This is a genomic window from Aggregatibacter valvarum (genome assembly GCF_980468985.1).
In genome coordinates this window covers 430,605-449,859 of record NZ_OZ413141.1, presented here as the reverse complement: position 1 = coordinate 449,859, position 19,255 = coordinate 430,605, and the positions used below count along the sequence as shown (strand labels likewise).

Here is a 19,255-nt window from a genome sequence, read left to right as displayed (position 1 = left end):
GACCGCACTTTTCAGATGGCTTCTTGTTAATGAGAAATTGCCATATGCATACCGGATACGCATGGCAATAATGGATAGGAGATGAAAACACAAGACAATGTGTTATTTATTCTTCCCTTCTAAATACAACCATTCTGCCACTTGTTTGGCGAAGTAAGTCAAAATGCCGTCAGCGCCTGCACGTTTGAAACAAAGCAAAGATTCCATAATACATTCTTTTTCTTTCAACCAGCCGTTTTGAATCGCCGCCATGTGCATGGCATATTCACCTGACACTTGGTAGGCAAAGGTTGGTACGCCGAATTGTTGTTTTACGCGATAGACTAAATCTAAATATGGCATACCCGGTTTTACCATCACCATATCGGCGCCTTCTTCCAAGTCTAATGCTACTTCTTGTAAACCTTCATCGCTGTTAGCCGGATCTAATTGGTAGGTCTTTTTATCGCCGCCTTTTAAATTGCCTGAAGATCCCACAGCATCACGGAACGGGCCGTAATAGTTGGAAGCATATTTAGCGGAGTAAGCCATGATGAGGGTGTTAATAAAGCCTTTTTCTTCCAAGGCGTTGCGGATTCTGCCGATGCGACCATCCATCATGTCGCTTGGTGCGACCACGTCTGCACCGGCTTCTGCGTGGGACAGCGCTTGTTTGATTAATATATCGGTAGTGATGTCGTTCAGTACGTAGCCTTCTTCATCGATGATACCGTCTTGTCCGTGTAGGGTGTAAGGGTCAAGCGCCACATCAGTTAATACGCCAAGGTCAGGATAGGCGGCTTTGAGTGCCTTCACTGCGCGTTGCACCAAGCCGTTCGGGTTATAGGCTTCTTCCGCCATTAAGGATTTTTTCGCCTGTTCCACCACAGGAAACAGCGCAATCACCGGTACGCCGTATTTCACCAATAAACCCGCTTCAATTAACAGTTGGTCTATGGTTAAACGTTCTACGTTTGGCATGGAAGGCACCGCTTCACGATGATTTTCGCCTTCAATAATAAATACGGGATAAATCAGATCATCAACAGTCAGTTTATGTTCAGCCATTAAGCGGCGGCTAAAATCCTGTTTACGCATGCGGCGTAAACGGCGAGTTGGAAAACCAGTAAAAATTTGTTGTGTCATATTATCTCCCGAATTGAATTAGTGATTAGCTGTGTTGTTTTCATCTTGAGTGGCCTCGTCTTCTTCACGCGGACGATAAAATCGCGCAAAGAATACACCCACTTCAAATAACAAACACATTGGAATAGCAAGCAAGGTTTGTGAGAATACATCCGGCGGAGTTAAAAGCATGCCGATAAAGAACGCACCGACAATAATATAAGGGCGCTTGACTTTTAAATCTTCCGGTGTGGTAACACCAGTCCAGCATAATAGAATAATCGCCACCGGCACTTCAAAGCAAACACCGAAAGCTAAGAATAACGTCAGTACAAAATCTAAGTAGCTACTGATGTCGGTCGCGATAGCCACCCCTTCCGGTGCCGTTTTAGTTAAAAAGCTGAACACTAACGGGAATACCACATAGTAAGCAAAAGCTACGCCTAGATAAAACAACAGCGTGCTGGAAAATAATAGTGGATAAATCAGGCGTTTTTCATGTTGATATAACGCCGGTGCTACAAATGCCCAAATTTGATAGAGCAAAAATGGCACGGAAATAAAAATGGCAACAACGCCGGTCAGTTTAATTGGGGTGAAAAACGGCGTGGCGATGTTGGTGGCAATCATGCTGGAACCGTTTGGCAAGTTCGCTGTTAACGGTGCTGCCACAAAGTTATAAATTTCGTTGGAAAAATAAACTAACGCCACAAATACCACAGCAACGAAAATAATGCTGCGTAATAAACGGTTGCGCAGTTCTACCAGATGAGTGATGAGGGGTTGAGTATCGTCAACGCTGGTCATAAATTATCCTAATTGAGGGTTGCGCCCTAGCTTTTATTTGAGGATTGTTCGGTTTTCTCCGAATGGGCATTTTCTGAATTGGCCGGCAAAGGATTATCCGGATCATATTGATTGATGTAATAAGCCAGTTTGTCATCTAGCTCAATTTCTTCTTGCTCCGCCTGTTCTGCCGGAGAAAGTGCGGTCGAATTCCGCGACATTTCTGCAACGGCTAAGGCTTCTGTATTTTGTTCGGAAAAATCTTCAACATCAAGAATGTCATAGTTAGCCATTGGGTTGCGATCATTTGAACCGGGATGAATATTGTCATTTTCATCCGAATTTTCTACCGCACTTTTCATTTCCTTGATTTGATCTTGCAACGTAGTATTACTTTGTGCTGCTTTTTGTTCCAAATCGGCACGCAACTTATCCGCAGAGGCTTTTAATTCCTCAACGGTTTTGCCCAATTCGGGAGACAGCGCCTTAAGATTCAAGCTTTCCGCTTTCTTAATGCTGTCTTGCAACTCTTGCAATTTTAATTCTTGTTTTAGTTCATTTTGTACATTCGCCGCCAAGCCACGAACAGTTCGCACCCAAGACATGACCGTGCGAATGGCTACCGGTAAACGTTGTGGGCCTAGTACCACTAAGCCCACAATACAAACTAAGACAACCTCAGAAAAACCAATATCAAACACGGATTATGCCTGTTCTTTTTCTTTGCTTTTTTCTTGTTCCGGTTGTGCCTTTTGCTTTTGTTCCACTTTATCGAAACTTGCATCAGCCGGTTTGGCTTCTTCATTCATGGCTTTTTTAAAGCCTTTTACAGACTCGCCCAAATCCGTACCTAACGTACGCAATTTCTTCGTACCGAATAACAATACAATGATTAAAACCAAAATAGCCAATTGCCAAATGCTAATGCCACCCATAAAAACCTCATTGATATGCGTTAAGAGATGAAATTTATCTATTAAAAACGTGCAGAACTATACTCGTTTTACCCGTGTTGAACAATAGCCAAGCCGGATTATTTTCGTATTTATTGACGTTGCTTACCTTGCTTCTTTGCATTTTAACTTAGCATCGTATAGCAACTCGCTTCCTTCTAAGCCTTAAATAACTCCCTTGAAGTCAAACTGTCGCTCTCATTTTATACCGCGATAACACACTCAAAAGAATGCTGCCGAATGACGCAAATTAGGCAGCATTCAAGGAATTGACTAGTTAGCCTTATCGTCAATTAACACGGTTTCTAACGCCACTTTGATCATTTCATTAAACGTCAACTGACGCTCTTCCGCACTGGTTTGTTCATGAGTACGAATATGGTCGGATACGGTGCAGATAGTCAATGCACGCGCACCGTATTCCGCTGCCACGCCATAAATACCGGCGGCTTCCATTTCTACGCCTAGAATGCCGTATTTTTCCATCACGTCAAACATGGCGACATCCGGAGTATAGAATAAATCCGCAGAAAATAAATTACCGACACGAACCTTAACATCTAATTCCTTCGCTGCCTGTACCGCCGCTTGCGTTAAACCGAAATCGGCAATCGCTGCAAAATCGTTGTCTTTAAAACGAATACGATTGACTTTGGAATCGGTACACGCACCAAGACCGATAACCACATCACGCACTTTGACATCCATACGGACGGCACCACAAGAGCCGACACGAATCAGTTTTTTCACACCGTATTCCGTAATAAGTTCTTTCGCGTAAATGGAACAGGAAGGGATCCCCATACCATGTGCCATCACAGAAATGCGGCGACCTTTATAGGTGCCGGTAAAGCCCAACATATTGCGAACGTTGGTCACTTCTTGCACGTTTTCTAAGAAAGTTTCTGCGATATACTTCGCACGAAGCGGATCGCCCGGCATTAATACGGCATCGGCAAATGCACCGGCTGGCGCGTTAATATGTGGAGTCATAGTCTTTTCCTCTTTATTGACATGGTGAACTAAAATTAGCGCAAACGTTTTCGTTGCCTATAAACGACAACACCACGAACGGGTCGTGGTGTCATCATAAAAAAACATGGTGAAATCATACCGCACTTTATAGCACAGCACCACTCAAACCGATAAATAATCCGGCAATCGTTGCACTCATTAAGTTAGATAATGAACCGGCAAGCACCGCTTTTAAACCTAAACGCGCAACATCACCGCGACGATTTGGTGCCATACCGCCTAAACCGCCGATTAAGATTGCAATGGAGCTGAAGTTAGCGAAACCACAAAGTGCGAAGGTAATAATTGCTTTGGTTTTATCACTTAACACCACAGCAGAATCCGGTTGTAAATATTTAGCAAATTCTAAATAACCCACAAATTCGTTCACCGCTAATTTTAAACCAATCATTTGGCCGGCAATGGCAGATTCTTCCCAAGAAATCCCGATTAAGTATGCCAATGGTTTGAAAATCCAACCTAAAATCACTTGTAAAGTTAAGTTTGGTTCACCAACAATGCCACCCAAGCTACTTAAAATCCAGTTGATTAAGGCAATCACAGACACAAACGCAATTAACATCGCGCCTACATTCAGTGCCAAGTGCATACCGTCACGCGCACCATTTGCTAAGGCTTCAATCGCGTTGGACGGTTTTTCCACATCTGCGTCCTCTTTTAACATATCATCAGTTTTTTCCGTTTGTGGAAACATGATTTTCGCGAATAATAAACCACCCGGCGCGGCCATAAAAGAAGCGGCGATTAAGTAAGTTAACGGCACGCCCATTCCGGCATAACCTGCCATCACAGAACCGGCGATAGAAGCCACGCCACCTACCATCACAGCGAATAATTCAGATTGGGTCATACGACCGATAAATGGCTTAACAATTAACGGCGCTTCCGTTTGCCCCACGAAAATATTGGCGGCAGCTGACATGGATTCCGCTTTTGAGGTACCTAATAATTTTTGTAACCCACCACCGATAAGTTTGATGACCCATTGCATCACACCGATGTAATAAAGTAAGGAAATGAGTGCGGAGAAGAAAATAATTACCGGCAATACTTTAATGGCGAAGATAAAACCGAAACTTTGGCTTGGGTCAGTCAATCCACCAAAAACAAAGCTAATCCCTTCATTACCAAAACCGATAACTTTACCGATAAAATCGGATGCCGCTTGTAATGCGTGACGGCCGGCCGGCACATAAAGCACGAAAGCACCGATAGCGATTTGAATGGCCAGTGCGCCAAACACAGTACGTAAATTGATCGCTTTGCGATTGTTAGAGAATAAAACAGCAATCCCTAACAGCACAAAAATACCGATAATGCTGATTAAAATGTCCATAGATACCTCAAAGGATGTAAATAAAAATTTGGCGTATTCTACTTGTTTTTGTGGCGAAGAGGGAGTGATTTTTTCAAGAATAAAAAAATCCCGAGGATTTCGAGATTTTTTAATGCTTAGCATCGTAGCGTGCAACGTGTTGCACGAAATTGTGAATGCCCAAAAGGGTTAAATAACGTTCCATGCGTGGTTTGGTCGTGCAACAAGTTGAACGCTACGCACAAAATCGTGAATTACGCATCGAGGTAAATCATTCGTGCAACAAGTTGCACGCTACAAGGGGTAAATGATCCTCTTATATGTTAAATTTCGGTTGTCAGCCTTGTTCATTATATCGTAGGGATGTTTTCTACTTATCACTTAAGCCATTTGGCTGGCTATAAAAAAATCCTGAGGATTTAGGGATTTTTTTAATGTTTAGAATCGTAGCGTGCAACTTGTTGCACGAAATTGTGAATGTCCGAAAGGGGTAAATAACGCTCCGTGCGTGGTTTGCGCGTGCATCAAGAACACGGTACGCACGATATTGTGAATTACGCATCGGGGTTCATCATTCGTGCAACAAGTTGCACGCTACGAGGGGGTAAATAATCCTCCTATATGTTGAGTTTCGGTTGTCAGCCTTGTTCATTATATAGCGAGGATTTTTTAATGCTTAACGCTGAATCAAATAGCGTAATTTGGTGCCATCTTGTTCTATGCTTAATAAGGTATAACCGTGGTTTTTGGTATCCACCGGAATGTTGTTGATGGATTGTGCGCAGTCGCTTAACAATTCCAACACTTCCCCTTCTTTGAGCTCAGACATGCTTTCCAGCATGACGATAGCCGGGTATGGGCAAGGTTCGCCCACGGTGTCGATGGTGTAATCCGGCACGATGTCTTTTGGATCTTTATCTAATTTGTGCACAACGGTAAATGCCATAATGTGTTTTCCTTCTGTGAAATAAAAATAACGTTAAATCAAACCGCACTTTTACGCCTGTGCGAAAGCGGCGATTTTGGCTTTTGCTTTGGCAAGGAAGCGTTTTTCCCACCAGACGGCAGCAATTAAGCAGAGAATCAATAAACCGTAGTTCACTAATAATCCGCCGACCGGACCAAATTCTTTCAGTAAGTTCAGTTTTTCGTAGTCAAGCGCCAATGCCGGTGCCAAATCATCCCAAGCGTAGGCGAGATAGGTAGAACCGATAACGTTGCCGATACCCACCCACATAAAGTGTACTTGACCTTCCATCGCGCGGTACATCCAACCGGTTTCACAACCGCCGGCTAACACGATGCCGAAACCGAATAATAAACCGCCGATAATCGCATTCGGACCTGCCCACATGATTTTTGCCGGAACGCCTAATTGAATGTAGCTGAAGACACCAATAGTGCCGGCAAGAATGCCGAAAATAATGGCTTTTGCCATGTAAGCGCGACCGGTTACCCAGAGATCACGAAACGCGGAAGTGAAGCAGATTTGCGCACGTTCGATAAGTAAACCGAATGCTAAACCACACAACATGGCAAAACCGAGTTTGATGGATTGGGTCATTACATAAAGAGAGGCGATGAGGTAAGCGAAGAAAACTACCATGCCGATCCAAAAACGGCGTTGTGCTCTTTTCGGATCACTTTCTTGTAATTTCGCGGCGCCTTTTTTCAATTCCAGTTTCACGCGGAATATTGGCAATAAAGTGACTTTTACGCCGGCGTAAGTGCCAAGTGCTGTGGCAATGGTGAAAAACCAAGCGTGTACGGAAAATTGTGGAATGCCGGTAAATAATGAGGCAAGGTTACAGCCCATGGCTAAACGTGCGCCGAAGCCGGCAATGGCTCCGCCGATTAAGGCTTGCACGATACGGCGTTTGTGTGGCTGGTTACGCCATTTCACGTTGTTTGCCCACAAGGCTGCGGAGATACAACCGGCAAACATGCCTAAGATCATCACGCCATCAACACGAGTAAAAATCGTGCCTTGCATGCCGATGATTTTGTAGTAACTCCAATCGGACACATCGATGCCCAAGGTTTGTAGTGCATGGCCGCCCCAACGGGTAAATTCGCCGGTGACTGCCCAATACGTACCGGTAATGCCGAAATAATAGGCCGAGATTAAACCGGCGGCGATAACGGCGATAACGGGATTCCAATATTTAATCAAATATTGTTGTTTGAACTGTTGTAAAACTTCGTTCATTTTTTATCCTATTAAGGTGAATGAAAGTATTACAAGGAAGGTATAACAATGAGAAAAGGCTCAAAAGAAGGGCTTTGTCATTTCCTATACACAAACTTGCGATATAAATGAAATTACAAATTAGATTTGCGGGCGTTAGTTTAATGAATAAAATCATGAAAGGCAATCGTTCGCTTGTTTTTTTAACATTTTTAGGTACGTTACCTTACTTTTAATCTTCTCAATGATTCAGCTGAATCCATATTGCTTGCGCTATGTAAATGGATATAATTCGTCGCACATTTATTACAACAAAGGAAATCCTATGAAAAAAGTCATTTGTTCATTATTTGCACTTTCAGCATTGAGTACTGCGGTGGCACAAGAAGTCAATATTAAAATTCTTGGAACCTCCGATGTGCATGGCCGTATTGTGCCTTGGAGTTATGGGGCGGATGTTGCTGACAAATCCGGTTCTTATGCACAAATTGCCACTTATGTGAACGACGTTCGTAAACAACACAAAAATGTGGTGTTAGTTGATGTTGGGGATACCATTCAAGACAACCAAGTTGATGTTTTCGCTAAAACGAAAAAATACTATAAAGATCATCCTGTACCAAAAGTATTAAACGCAATGAAATATGATGTTTTTGTGTTGGGAAATCATGAGTTTAATTTTGGTATGAAAGCGCTTGATGAAATTTTAAAAGACATTAAGGCAAAAAAATTAACCGCGAATTTTTATTATAAAAAGAATGATAAACGCTATCTTGCACCGGCAACAATTATCGAAAAAGACGGCGTGAAATTGGGGATTATTGGTTTAACCACCCCAATGTCGGCCAAGTTTGAGGAAGATACCGGTAACTTAAAAGACATGAAATTCACTTCGCCAAGCGAAGAAGCAAAAGCACAAGTGGCGGCTTTAAAAGCGAAAGGTGCGGATATCATTATCGCAGTGAGTCACATGGGCATTGATAATGAAAACAACATCCCTGATACCGGTATGCGTGATGTGATTAATGCCGTGGATGGCATTGATGTCGTTATTGCCGGTCACATGCACAAAAACGTACCGAGTGAAACCATCAAAGATACCCTAATCACAGAACCACACCGTTACGGCACCGTGGTTTCCGAAGTGGATTTAACCTTTGATATCAACGATAAAAAAGAGGTTAAGCTATTGAAGAAAGAAGCCAAAACCGTTCCGGTGAAAGCGTTGGAGGCCGATCCTGAAATTGAGAAAATTTATCGTCCTTATCATGAAGAATTACGCCGTTTGAATAATGTGGTCATCGGGCATACCGAACATGATATGGTGCCACAAGGAAAAAATCATGGTGTCTCCATTGCTTTCTCTAAAGATACCGGTCTTTCTTCTTTTATCACCGATGTTGAACGTCACTATAGCGGTGCTGATGTAGTGAGTTTTGCCTTTGACTATGAAACCGTGCGCTTGCCTAAAGGTGAATTAAGAAAAAAGACGTGATTTATAACTATCGTTATGCCGGTGGTGATGTCACTGTCTATGAACTCACAGGCAAGCAGTTAAAAGAGTATATGGAATGGTCGGCAGATTATTTCAATACGATTCAGCCGGGCGATACGAATTATCGTTATGATGAAAAACGCAGTAAATCTAAATATGTCACCTTCGATATCTTCGGCGGAGTGAAATATAAAATTGATTTACGCAATCAAAGCGGCAATAAAATCGTGGACTTGACCTTGGCAGATGGACGCGCGATTACCGATGATATGAAACTCAAAGTCGGTATGAACTCTTATCGTTTTGGTCAATTAAATGGTAAAGGCGGTATTTGGGAAGGTCAGCAAATTCCTGTTTTATGGGAGTCTAAAGTGGCGATGGGACGTGAAAAAGGCACCATTCAAAACATGATGATTGATTACATCCAAAACGTGAAAAAAGGCAAGATCGATGGACTTTCACATCAACGTTGGGAAATCATTGGATTAGAATAAGATTCTCAACATTTGCGTAAAAAAGCGTTCCCATGAAATTGAATTTAATCATTTATCTTGGGAACGCTTATTTTTTGCGTTTTTTTAACGTTATTAATCAATTACAGTTTTTCCACCAACTGTACTGCCGCGCCGATATAGCTTGCCGGCGTGAGTTGTTGCAAGCGTGCTTTTTCTTCTGCCGGAATGTCTAATTTCTCAATAAAATCAAACATCGCTTTGGCATCGACGCGTTTGCCGCGGGTGAGTTCTTTCAGTTTTTCGTACGGTTTTTCAATGCCGTAACGACGCATCACGGTTTGAATTGGCTCGGCGAGCACTTCCCAGTTTTGATCCAATTCTTCGCGCAAATGGGTTTCATTCACTTCTAATTTGCTGATGCCTTTTTGTGTCGCTGCATAGGCGATTAAGCAGTAGCCTAAACCCACGCCAAGGTTGCGCAACACGGTGGAATCCGTTAAATCGCGCTGCCAACGGGAAATCGGCAACTTACTGCCTAAGTGTGCCATCACGGCATTTGCCAAACCAAGGTTTCCTTCGGAGTTTTCGAAGTCGATTGGGTTGACTTTGTGTGGCATGGTAGAAGAACCGATTTCACCGGCGATGGTGCGTTGTTTGAAATGATTTAATGCGATGTAACCCCACAGGTCGCGGTCGAAATCGATCACGATAGTGTTAAAACGCGCTACGCAATCGAATAATTCGGCGATGTAATCATGCGGTTCGATTTGAGTGGTGTACGGATTCCATGTAATGCCCAAAGAAGTGACAAATTCTTTGCTGAAGGTATGCCAATCAATATTCGGGTAAGCGGATAAATGGGCATTATAGTTGCCCACAGCGCCGTTGATTTTACCCAGAATATCAATGTGTTGTAATTGTTTGTATTGGCGTCTTAAACGATACACCACGTTGGCCATTTCTTTGCCTACGGTAGTTGGCGATGCCGGTTGTCCGTGCGTGCGGGAAAGCAATGGAATGGTTTTATATTGCTCGGCAAGTGCGGTGATTTTTTCGATTAAATTTTGCCACTCCGGTAATAACACTTCTTCACGCGCGGTATTTAACATTAAGGCATGGGAAAGATTGTTGATGTCTTCGGAGGTGCAGGCGAAGTGAATAAATTCGCTGATTACCGCCAATTCAGGTAAGGCTGCGCTTTTTTCTTTAAGGAAATATTCGACCGCTTTCACATCGTGGTTGGTCGTTTTTTCAATTTCTTTAATGCGCTCGGCATCTTCAATAGCAAAATTAGCGACAATTTGGTTAAGGTAATCGTTTGCTTCTTTTGACAAAGAAGGAACTTCAGAGATTTGCGCGGTCGCTGCCAATTTTTGTAACCAACGAACTTCCACCGTAACGCGGAATTTTAATAAACCGAATTCGCTGAAAATATGACGTAAACGGGCGGTTTTGTCTTGATAACGACCATCAATCGGGGAAAGTGCGGTTAGCGCGCTAAGTTGCATAGATGAAAGCTCCATTATTTAGAGAAGTTAAAGAGAAGAGAGAATGTGTTGCGCCGTGGCAGCAATTTTGCCACGGAAAAACAGCAGTTGCCATTTGGTGCCGCCCACTTGTTGCCACAAAATAGCGGAACGGATGCCGGCTAATAACGCGGCACGAATGCGATTTTGTGTGCCTAAATGCTGTAAATATTGAGTAACGCCGGTGACTTGAATTCGGCGACCTAACGGGCTGATAACGTCCACATAAATGCCGGCAAAATTCGACAGCATCTGTTCGTCGAGTAAGTGGTAATGTTCCAGCTGTGTGGGTAAATATTGAATGCGGCGTGCCAATTCTTGTTTGGCTTCTGGGGTTTTGTTAAGTTTTGCCGCTAATGCCAACAGACTGAGCCAATAACGCGCTAGTTCCGGCTCGCTGCCGTTAAGCTGTTCGCAAAGTGTGGTTAACCCCAATTTCAGGTTATTTAGTTCACCGCCAAACACATCGAGTGTGGTGTTTGGCGCGGTTTTTAATAAACTGTTCAGACTGGTTTCTAATGCGTCTGCATCCGCTTCACCATTTAATGCCAGTTGTTGCACGAGTTTCGCTGCTTGGCAGACGCCGGCAAGGGCGAGTGTACTGTCGTAATAATTAGCCATTGAGGTTTAATGAGAATTGAATAAAAAGAATACGAAAAAGTGGGCGGTAATATAGCATTTTTCTGCTATAGTGGAAAGGCAATCGGCAAGGTCGATAAACTCAAAAAAGATGAAAAAGGAGAAAACCATGCAGCGCATTTACAAAACATTATTTTTTATGACCGCACTTTTACCTCTTGGCGCATTGGCAAAAGTTATCGTGACAAACCCAATCATTTTTGCCACTCAACAAGCCGGTGAACCCACCGCGATTTTTATGGAACTGCATAATGATGGCAACGAAGCAGTGAATCTGGCGATGGTGCAAAGCAGTGAATCGGCAAATTTGGTCTTGCACGGTACACAAAATGGCAAAATGATTACCACCGATGGCATTGCAATTCCCGCTAACGGCAACGTGCAATTAAAACCGGGTGGCTTGCATATTATGGTGTTTGATTCTGCCAAGGCGTTGCGCGCTGGAGAACGTTTTCCATTGACCTTGATGTTTGATAATGGTGAAAAAGTGGCTACAGATGCCGCCATTATTCACCATTAATCATCGTTTTCCTGATCTGCGGATAGCGTGCGGCTTGTTACAGAAAATAAGAAAGCCGCACAGGCGCTAAGATCTTGATGGGTCAAAATGCCGATTAATATCCCATCGACATTGCGGCTAAAAATAGGATAGACGCCACTTGTTCTTCCGGAATGACTTTTCCGTTAAGTTTGAGTTCGCCATTTTCAAGCACAAGATCCAATTTTATGTGTTTTCCCTCATCCACCAAAATGCCTTGTTGAATAGGGTTTTTTAGACTGTCATTGACTTTCATCTCAGCAGTGCGATCCGCTTGTGCTTTTTCTACCTTCGCAGAGATTTGTTCCGCTGCACTTGCCACCTCAACTAATGCGGACTTATCGGCACTCACTTTAAAAATAAAGTGATGGAATAAGTTAAAGATTTTTCCTCGGGATAATGTGGCAAGATCCGACGTTGCCACCGCCACATCAATATCCGCAGCCAGTTTTCCCGCTTGCGTTGTTAGCATCGGATGAAAAGCGAATTGTGGTTGTTTATCAAAGAATTTTCGAAGGAGTGCAATCTCCGCATCAGTTAATGGTGCATCTTCAGTTTGAGCGAATTTTACATGTAACACTTGGTTTAATGTCTCGCCATCAAGGTGATTGAATGCCGTATTCAAATTCAGATCACCAAAATGAATTTGATTTAACTGTGTCCCCTCCAGTTTCAGGTTCATTGCCAAATCAAGAAACGCCTCTTTTCTGACCGTATTCAAATCGATTTTCCAGTTTTTCACCGTGAGCAGATTGGTTTTACCTTGCTCATCGGTTTCTTCGATATTTGTCTCACCGGCAGCAATCCATTGTTGTCCGGTAGAGAGAAGATCCCACTCTTTGATTGGTTGATATTCAGCCATGGCTTTAATGTCATTAAACTGAATGCGTTTTTTCTGATCTGCTTCCTGATAAACCAACTTGTCAGCCGTCATATCAGCTTGACGAATGCCCTGTGGCGTAAAATCAAGCGTTAAATTCGTTTTACCCAGGTGCCATGTGTCTTTTTCATCTGAAATATCCACAGGCGAAAAATGCATTTTGGTTGCACCTTGGCGTTGGTAATTCATTGTTGTATTAATGGATAAAGGATTTTCCCCTTTGGCTGCCTTAAACCATGAGATTGTGGTGTCGTTTTGAACAAGATTATCAACGGAGGTAAACATCGTTGGTACAAGATTCAACTGAGATAATTGATTCAGCGGTAACGGACCGTGATATAATGTGCCTTCAAACGGCAAAGTAAAGACAGATTCAGGCTTATTCGGGTCTTTCACCACAATGTCATATCGGGTTTTTGAGCTCAATAAACCACGTTCAATGGCAACCTGGCTAACTTCAACGGACAATCCTTTCACAGAAAACGATTGCTGTATGTTTTGGTTGAGCAACTCAAATTGATGGACATACTCTTCTTCGGCGACTTTCCCTGTATACCATGCGCCACCTAACCAAACCGCACCTAATGCCACAATCACGCTGGCCGCTAACGTTGATTTTTTCATATCCTCTATCCTTAAATTAATCAAAGTAAAATGATTCGGCTAATCTAGCATAAATTTAGTTTTTTAGAAAAAAGACCACGAAATTTTTATTCTCCTCTTGAATCTCTTATTTTTATCCTCATTTTACAAAACGAATCAGGATTGAACTGCCAAGATGCCTTTCTCACAATACGCTTTGGTAATGCTAGCGAGAAAAATCCATCTGATTTTTGAACCGCACTTTGCAGGCATTGAAAAAATTTTTAAAGAAATGCCTTGAAATGCAAAATTCAATCCACATTTTATAATCCGTAAATCGTTACACCGAATTTAAAATTTCATTAGGAGAAAACAAATGGGAAAAATTATTGGTATTGACTTAGGTACAACAAACTCTTGTGTTGCTGTGATGGATGGCGATAAACCACGCGTAATTGAAAATGCAGAAGGCGATCGCACCACCCCGTCAATTATTGCTTATACAAATGATAACGAAACGTTAGTCGGTCAACCGGCAAAACGCCAAGCGGTGACTAACCCGAAAAACACCTTATTTGCCATCAAACGTTTAATCGGCCGTCGTTTTGAAGATGCTGAAGTAAAACGTGATATCGACATCATGCCATTTACTATTACAAAAGCCGATAATGGCGATGCATGGGTTGAAGTGAAAGGCGACAAATTAGCACCTCCGCAAATTTCTGCCGAAGTGTTGAAAAAAATGAAAAAAACCGCCGAAGATTTCTTGGGCGAACCGGTTACTGAAGCGGTTATCACCGTGCCTGCCTACTTTAACGATGCGCAACGTCAAGCAACCAAAGATGCGGGTCGTATCGCAGGCTTAGAAGTTAAACGTATCATCAACGAGCCTACTGCAGCCGCACTAGCTTACGGCTTAGATAAAGGTCAAGGTAACAAAACCATCGCAGTTTACGACTTAGGGGGCGGTACATTCGACTTATCCATCATCGAAATTGATGAAGTGAGTGGCGAAAAAACCTTTGAAGTATTAGCAACCAACGGTGATACTCACTTAGGGGGTGAAGACTTCGATAACCGTGTGATCAACTACTTGGTCGATGAATTCCAAAAAGAACAAGGCATTGACTTACGCAAAGATCCACTTGCAATGCAACGTTTAAAAGAAGCCGGTGAAAAAGCAAAAATTGAGCTTTCTTCCGCACAACAAACCGATGTAAATCTTCCTTACATCACGGCGGACGCAACCGGTCCTAAACACTTAAACATCAAGTTGACTCGTGCGAAATTAGAATCCTTAGTGGAAGATTTAGTGGCGAAATCCCTTGAGCCGGTAAAAGTTGCATTAAACGATGCCGGATTAACAGCGTCTCAAATTGATGATGTTATTCTCGTGGGCGGTCAAACCCGTATGCCACTTGTTCAACAAAAAGTGGAAGAATTCTTCGGCAAAGCACCACGTAAAGACGTGAACCCGGATGAAGCTGTTGCGATTGGTGCAGCGGTACAAGGCGGTGTGTTAGCCGGTGATGTGAAAGACGTATTGTTGTTAGACGTTACCCCATTATCATTGGGTATCGAAACCATGGGTGGTGTGATGACCACTTTAATTGAGAAAAACACGACGATTCCAACCAAAAAATCGCAAGTATTCTCAACGGCGGAAGATAACCAAAGTGCGGTAACCATTCACGTGTTACAAGGTGAACGTAAACAGGCTTCTGCCAATAAATCTTTAGGTCAATTTAACCTTGAAGGCATCAACCCGGCACCACGTGGTATGCCACAAATTGAAGTGACCTTCGACATCGACGCAGACGGTATCATCCATGTTTCTGCGAAAGACAAAGGCACAGGCAAAGAACAACAAATCACCATTAAAGCATCTTCCGGTTTAAGTGATGAAGAAATTCAACAAATGGTACGCGATGCCGAAGCGAATGCAGAGTCTGACCGTAAATTTGAAGAATTAGTACAAGCTCGCAACCAAGCAGATCACCTTGTACACAGCACCCGCAAACAATTAAGTGAAGCCGGTGACAATGTACCTGCCGCAGATCGTGCTGCTATAGAAAGTGCATTAAGCGACTTAGAAGCTGCAGCGAAAGGTGAAGACAAAGCAGTGATTGAAGCCAAACTTCAAGCCCTTGCCGAAGTTGCACAAAAACTTGCACAAACAGCACAACCGCAAGGTGAGCCACAACAAACGCAAAGCGGCGGCAAACCAAACGATGATGTTGTCGATGCTGAGTTTGAAGAAGTGAAAGATAATAAGTAATTTCACTCTCACTAAAATAGAAGGGCGTAGCAATACGCCCTTTTGGTGTATTCATCAACCACAATTTTTCCTGACTTTATTTAAAAAAGTGAAGTCAGGAAAAATAAACCAGGAGGATAAATGGCGCTAAAACTCTACCCAATCGTACAACAACGCTTAAATAACGACATAGCAAATAAGATCATCCCAACCCTTTGGCAAAACAATTTCGATAAACTGCCACAAGGTCACTATTGTTATGGCATTTATTTTAATTATGCTGCGAATTACCAAGCAGACTATGATTTTGCGATTGCAAGTGAAGCAGCATTAGAGAATGATATCCCGGTGATTGAAATTGAAGATTTGAGTTTCTACGAAGTTTTTCGTTGTAAAGTCGATGAAATTTATCAAACATGGCAACTGATCTGGAAAAAAGAACAACAAGGTTTACTTAAACGGGCTTATTCGGTGGATTTTGAAAAATACCATCCTGATGGTTTGGTAGAAATTTATATCGCCATTGCACCACATTGCTAAGCCCAAAGTGCGTAAAATTTTATAAAAAATGACCGCACTTTACTTCCCAAAACCAAACATAACCCAAGGAAAAAATAATGGAATTTGCAACAAAATGCCTCCATGCCGGCTATAGCCCTAAAAATGGAGAGCCACGTGTTCAACCCATCGTACAAAGCACGACTTACACTTACGACTCTGCGGAAGAAATCGGTAAATTATTTGATTTGCAAGCGGCAGGCTATTTCTATACTCGCCTGGCAAATCCAACCACGAATGCCGCAGAAGAAAAAATTACCGCACTTGAAGGCGGTGTGGCGACAATGTGCACCGCATCAGGTCAATCTGCGGTTTTTTATGCCATGCTGAATATTTTAGAAGCCGGCGATCACTTTATTTCTTCCTCTTGTGTCTATGGCGGCACTTACAATTTATTTGCACATACGTTCAAAAAAATGGGGATTGAAGTCAGTTTTGTGGATCAAGATCTGCCACTCGAAGAACTCAAAAAAGCCATTCGTCCAAATACCAAAGCTGTTTTTGCCGAAACCATTGCAAACCCGGCGTTACGAGTGCTAGATATTGAAAAATTTGCTGCCTTAGCCCAAGCTGCACAGGCACCGTTACTAATCGACAACACCTTTGCCACGCCTTATTTTTGCCGCCCAATCGAATTTGGCGCAAACGTGGTTATTCATAGCACCTCCAAATATTTAGATGGTCATGCCATCGCACTTGGAGGATCTATTACGGATGGTGGTAACTTTAATTGGAATAACGGCAAATATCCGCAATTAAGCACGCCGGACCAAACGTATCACGGGTTAGTTTATACGGAAACCTTTGGTCCTGCCGCTTATATTGTCAAAGCGCGCGTGCAATTAATGCGTGATTTAGGTGCAACGCCTGCACCGCAAAACAGTTTCCTGCTCAATGTAGGTATGGAAACCCTTTCGCTGCGTATGCAACGTCATTATGAAAATGCACAAACGGCCGCCGAGTTTTTGGAAAAACACCCACAAGTAGCAAAAGTAAGCTATCCGGGGTTAATCAGTTCCACGGATTACGCACTTAAACAAAAATACTTACCAAACGGTTTGTGTGGCGTCATTTCTTTTGAAATAAAAGGCGGTAAAGAAGCCGCGGCAAAATGGTTAAATGCTTTACAAATGACCTCGCGTGAAGTGCATGTGGCGGATATTCGTACTTGTGCGTTACATCCTGCGACCTCAACGCATCGCCAATTAAGTGAAGTCGAATTAGAAAAAGCAGGGATTTCCGCAGGATTAATTCGCCTTTCTTGTGGTATTGAAAGTGTTCAAGATATTTTGGCGGATTTAGAACAAGCCTTCAACGTAGCAAAATAATGGCATTTAAGGCAGGCAATCGGCCTGCCTCTTTGAACAACGACAAAATCATATCGTAACAGAAATATAGACGGCTCATTTGGGGTTGTTGGCTTTCGTTTGGCTGTCAACAAACGAAAATAAGCCAAGCCATGCCCTAATAAATTCATGTGTTGGCTCTTGATATTTCTGCCTTTGACATCATTTTGGTGTTTAGAACTATTGTTCATATAATACAATACATAATCATAAAAGTAGCATTTGATATTTTAAACGGAAAATTGAAACATTATGGCAAAACAAGACTACTACGAACTTCTCGGCGTTTCTAAATCCGCTGATGAAAAAGAAATTAAGCGTGCCTATAAAAAGCTCGCCATGCAATATCACCCGGACAGAACTAAAGGGGATAAAGCGAAAGAAGAAAAATTTAAAGAAATCCAAGAGGCCTATGAAGTCCTCAGCGATAAGCAAAAACGGGCCAACTATGATCAATACGGCCATGCCGCCTTTGAACAAGGTTTCGGTGCCGGCGGGGGCTTTAGCGGTGCGGATTTCGGTGATATTTTTGGCGACATGTTCGGTGACATTTTTGGTGGCGGTGGACGTGGTCGCCAACGTGTCGTGCGTGGCGATGATTTACGTTATGACCTAGAAATCACGCTTGAAGAGGCCGTCAAAGGCACGACCAAAGACATTAAAATTTATACCCTTGCGCCTTGTGATAGCTGCCACGGCTCAGGCGCAGAAGCCGGTTCAAAAGTAGAAACCTGTCCACAATGTCATGGTTCCGGTCGCCTACGTCGCCAACAAGGGTTCTTTATGACCGAAACCGTTTGTCCAACCTGTCATGGCAACGGTAAGAAAATTGAGAAACCGTGTAAAGTTTGCCACGGTGACGGCAGAGTGAATAAACCGAAAAACCTTTCCGTAAAAATTCCGGCAGGCGTGGATACAGGAAATCAATTACGCTTATCAGGCGAAGGCGCAGCAGGTGAAAACGGCGCACCGGCAGGTGATTTATATGTTGTAATCCATGTTAAAGAACATCATATTTTTGAACGTGATGGCAACAACCTTTATTGTGAAGTGCCGATTAGTTTCACCATGGCGGCTCTTGGTGGCGAAATTGAAGTGCCAACATTGGATGGACGCGTTAAGTTAAAAATCCCGGAAGAGACCCAAACAGGTAAATTATTCCGTATGCGTGGCAAAGGTGTTACCTCCTCCCGTAGCGGTTATGCAGGCGATTTAATCTGTCGAATTGTGGTAGAAACACCGGTGAAACTCAACGAAGAACAAAAAGAATTGCTACGCAAACTTGAAGAAAGCTTAGAAGGGCAAACGAAACAGCGTCCGAAATCCTCTAGCTTCCTCGATGGTGTAAAACGCTTCTTTGATGATTTAACGAAGTAACGCCAACAAACTTCCTTGCAAAGTGCGGTGAAAATTTAAGGTATTTTTTCACCGCACTTTTTTGATCTTTTTCCTCTCTCATGCAATTTTGGCGCCAATTTATACATTTTAATCAAGCAAATTTTCTGTACATACGAAATTTCCTTTAATTAATAATCAGTTATTTAATGTCAACTAAGTGATAAAAAAATATATCGCTTGAATTCTTTATCTTAACACAT

At 42.7% G+C, this 19,255-nt stretch carries 16 protein-coding genes and 1 pseudogene; 6 read left to right on the top strand and 11 right to left on the bottom strand.

Features of this window, described 5'->3' with window-relative positions; genetic code table 11:
* Window positions 1-102 precede the first annotated feature (102 nt).
* The 8 genes from hemB to yedE all read right to left on the bottom strand — a co-directional run bounded on the left by hemB (window position 103) and on the right by yedE (window position 7,402).
* Window positions 103-1,125 carry a porphobilinogen synthase gene (gene hemB, locus AC30SF_RS02070; protein WP_033002454.1) on the bottom strand — a complete coding sequence of 341 codons (1,023 nt, stop codon included), beginning with the start codon at window positions 1,123-1,125 and terminating at the stop codon, window positions 103-105.
* Window positions 1,126-1,143: 18 nt separating this feature from the next.
* Complete coding sequence (gene tatC, locus AC30SF_RS02065; protein ID WP_489607403.1) at window positions 1,144-1,911, bottom strand: twin-arginine translocase subunit TatC; 768 nt, start codon at window positions 1,909-1,911, stop codon at window positions 1,144-1,146.
* A 26-nt stretch (window positions 1,912-1,937) separates the two neighbouring features.
* On the bottom strand, window positions 1,938-2,591 hold the full coding sequence (gene tatB, locus AC30SF_RS02060) for a Sec-independent protein translocase protein TatB (RefSeq protein WP_314170176.1): 654 nt from the start codon (window positions 2,589-2,591) through the stop codon (window positions 1,938-1,940).
* Between the two features lie 3 nt (window positions 2,592-2,594).
* Window positions 2,595-2,825 carry a Sec-independent protein translocase subunit TatA gene (gene tatA, locus AC30SF_RS02055; RefSeq protein WP_021615751.1) on the bottom strand — a complete coding sequence of 77 codons (231 nt, stop codon included), beginning with the start codon at window positions 2,823-2,825 and terminating at the stop codon, window positions 2,595-2,597.
* Between the two features lie 291 nt (window positions 2,826-3,116).
* Window positions 3,117-3,836 carry a purine-nucleoside phosphorylase gene (deoD, locus tag AC30SF_RS02050; RefSeq protein WP_290521669.1) on the bottom strand — a complete coding sequence of 240 codons (720 nt, stop codon included), beginning with the start codon at window positions 3,834-3,836 and terminating at the stop codon, window positions 3,117-3,119.
* A gap of 127 nt (window positions 3,837-3,963) precedes the next feature.
* Window positions 3,964-5,214 (bottom strand): NupC/NupG family nucleoside CNT transporter, encoded by a 1,251-nt coding sequence (locus AC30SF_RS02045; protein WP_209363219.1) that lies wholly within the window; start codon window positions 5,212-5,214, stop codon window positions 3,964-3,966.
* Window positions 5,215-5,869: 655 nt separating this feature from the next.
* Window positions 5,870-6,139 (bottom strand): sulfurtransferase-like selenium metabolism protein YedF, encoded by a 270-nt coding sequence (gene yedF / locus AC30SF_RS02040; protein ID WP_489607402.1) that lies wholly within the window; start codon window positions 6,137-6,139, stop codon window positions 5,870-5,872.
* 51 nt (window positions 6,140-6,190) lie between these two features.
* Window positions 6,191-7,402 (bottom strand): selenium metabolism membrane protein YedE/FdhT, encoded by a 1,212-nt coding sequence (gene yedE / locus AC30SF_RS02035; RefSeq protein ID WP_489607401.1) that lies wholly within the window; start codon window positions 7,400-7,402, stop codon window positions 6,191-6,193.
* A 304-nt stretch (window positions 7,403-7,706) separates the two neighbouring features.
* Between yedE and AC30SF_RS02030 the strand changes: the two are divergent.
* Window positions 7,707-9,370 (top strand): annotated as a pseudogene (locus AC30SF_RS02030) (bifunctional metallophosphatase/5'-nucleotidase).
* A 101-nt stretch (window positions 9,371-9,471) separates the two neighbouring features.
* On the opposite strand, the gene purB reads toward AC30SF_RS02030, so the two are convergent.
* Both purB and hflD read right to left on the bottom strand, forming a co-directional pair.
* Window positions 9,472-10,839 (bottom strand): adenylosuccinate lyase, encoded by a 1,368-nt coding sequence (purB, locus tag AC30SF_RS02025; protein ID WP_489607400.1) that lies wholly within the window; start codon window positions 10,837-10,839, stop codon window positions 9,472-9,474.
* Between the two features lie 27 nt (window positions 10,840-10,866).
* Window positions 10,867-11,478 carry a high frequency lysogenization protein HflD gene (hflD, locus tag AC30SF_RS02020; protein ID WP_489607399.1) on the bottom strand — a complete coding sequence of 204 codons (612 nt, stop codon included), beginning with the start codon at window positions 11,476-11,478 and terminating at the stop codon, window positions 10,867-10,869.
* Between the two features lie 127 nt (window positions 11,479-11,605).
* Here hflD and AC30SF_RS02015 point away from each other — a divergent pair, with 127 nt between their 5' ends.
* Window positions 11,606-12,016, top strand: a complete 411-nt coding sequence (locus tag AC30SF_RS02015) for a copper chaperone PCu(A)C (protein ID WP_376922372.1) — start codon at window positions 11,606-11,608, stop codon at window positions 12,014-12,016.
* Window positions 12,017-12,110: 94 nt separating this feature from the next.
* Here AC30SF_RS02015 and AC30SF_RS02010 read toward each other — a convergent pair whose 3' ends face one another.
* Window positions 12,111-13,538 (bottom strand): YdgA family protein, encoded by a 1,428-nt coding sequence (locus AC30SF_RS02010; protein WP_489607398.1) that lies wholly within the window; start codon window positions 13,536-13,538, stop codon window positions 12,111-12,113.
* Between the two features lie 334 nt (window positions 13,539-13,872).
* On the opposite strand from AC30SF_RS02010, the gene dnaK reads away from it, so the two are divergent.
* The 4 genes from dnaK to dnaJ all read left to right on the top strand — a co-directional run bounded on the left by dnaK (window position 13,873) and on the right by dnaJ (window position 19,034).
* The gene (gene dnaK / locus AC30SF_RS02005; protein WP_489607397.1) at window positions 13,873-15,774 is read left to right on the top strand and encodes a molecular chaperone DnaK; all 1,902 of its coding nucleotides are present in this window, start codon (window positions 13,873-13,875) and stop codon (window positions 15,772-15,774) included.
* A gap of 120 nt (window positions 15,775-15,894) precedes the next feature.
* Window positions 15,895-16,293: a GyrI-like domain-containing protein gene (locus tag AC30SF_RS02000; RefSeq protein WP_489607396.1), complete on the top strand. Its 399-nt coding sequence runs from the start codon at window positions 15,895-15,897 to the stop codon at window positions 16,291-16,293.
* A gap of 77 nt (window positions 16,294-16,370) precedes the next feature.
* A complete protein-coding gene (locus AC30SF_RS01995) occupies window positions 16,371-17,639 on the top strand; it encodes an O-acetylhomoserine aminocarboxypropyltransferase/cysteine synthase family protein (protein ID WP_489607395.1) in 1,269 nt (422 codons plus the stop codon).
* 270 nt (window positions 17,640-17,909) lie between these two features.
* Entirely contained in the window at window positions 17,910-19,034 is a 1,125-nt protein-coding gene (gene dnaJ, locus AC30SF_RS01990; RefSeq protein ID WP_489607394.1) for a molecular chaperone DnaJ, read from the top strand.
* The last annotated feature ends 221 nt before the right edge of the window (window positions 19,035-19,255 follow it).

What these genes read in the sequence shown, in the direction of transcription:
- dnaJ (WP_489607394.1), top strand. Translation starts at nt 17,910, where the DNA reads ATGGCAAAACAAGACTACTACGAACTTCTCGGCGTTTCTAAATCCGCT.
- yedE (WP_489607401.1), bottom strand. Translation starts at nt 7,402, where the DNA reads ATGAACGAAGTTTTACAACAGTTCAAACAACAATATTTGATTAAATAT.
- AC30SF_RS02000 (WP_489607396.1), top strand. Translation starts at nt 15,895, where the DNA reads ATGGCGCTAAAACTCTACCCAATCGTACAACAACGCTTAAATAACGAC.
- hflD (WP_489607399.1), bottom strand. Translation starts at nt 11,478, where the DNA reads ATGGCTAATTATTACGACAGTACACTCGCCCTTGCCGGCGTCTGCCAA.
- tatC (WP_489607403.1), bottom strand. Translation starts at nt 1,911, where the DNA reads ATGACCAGCGTTGACGATACTCAACCCCTCATCACTCATCTGGTAGAA.
- dnaK (WP_489607397.1), top strand. Translation starts at nt 13,873, where the DNA reads ATGGGAAAAATTATTGGTATTGACTTAGGTACAACAAACTCTTGTGTT.
- tatA (WP_021615751.1), bottom strand. Translation starts at nt 2,825, where the DNA reads ATGGGTGGCATTAGCATTTGGCAATTGGCTATTTTGGTTTTAATCATT.
- AC30SF_RS02045 (WP_209363219.1), bottom strand. Translation starts at nt 5,214, where the DNA reads ATGGACATTTTAATCAGCATTATCGGTATTTTTGTGCTGTTAGGGATT.
- purB (WP_489607400.1), bottom strand. Translation starts at nt 10,839, where the DNA reads ATGCAACTTAGCGCGCTAACCGCACTTTCCCCGATTGATGGTCGTTAT.
- AC30SF_RS01995 (WP_489607395.1), top strand. Translation starts at nt 16,371, where the DNA reads ATGGAATTTGCAACAAAATGCCTCCATGCCGGCTATAGCCCTAAAAAT.
- hemB (WP_033002454.1), bottom strand. Translation starts at nt 1,125, where the DNA reads ATGACACAACAAATTTTTACTGGTTTTCCAACTCGCCGTTTACGCCGC.
- AC30SF_RS02015 (WP_376922372.1), top strand. Translation starts at nt 11,606, where the DNA reads ATGCAGCGCATTTACAAAACATTATTTTTTATGACCGCACTTTTACCT.
- AC30SF_RS02010 (WP_489607398.1), bottom strand. Translation starts at nt 13,538, where the DNA reads ATGAAAAAATCAACGTTAGCGGCCAGCGTGATTGTGGCATTAGGTGCG.
- yedF (WP_489607402.1), bottom strand. Translation starts at nt 6,139, where the DNA reads ATGGCATTTACCGTTGTGCACAAATTAGATAAAGATCCAAAAGACATC.
- deoD (WP_290521669.1), bottom strand. Translation starts at nt 3,836, where the DNA reads ATGACTCCACATATTAACGCGCCAGCCGGTGCATTTGCCGATGCCGTA.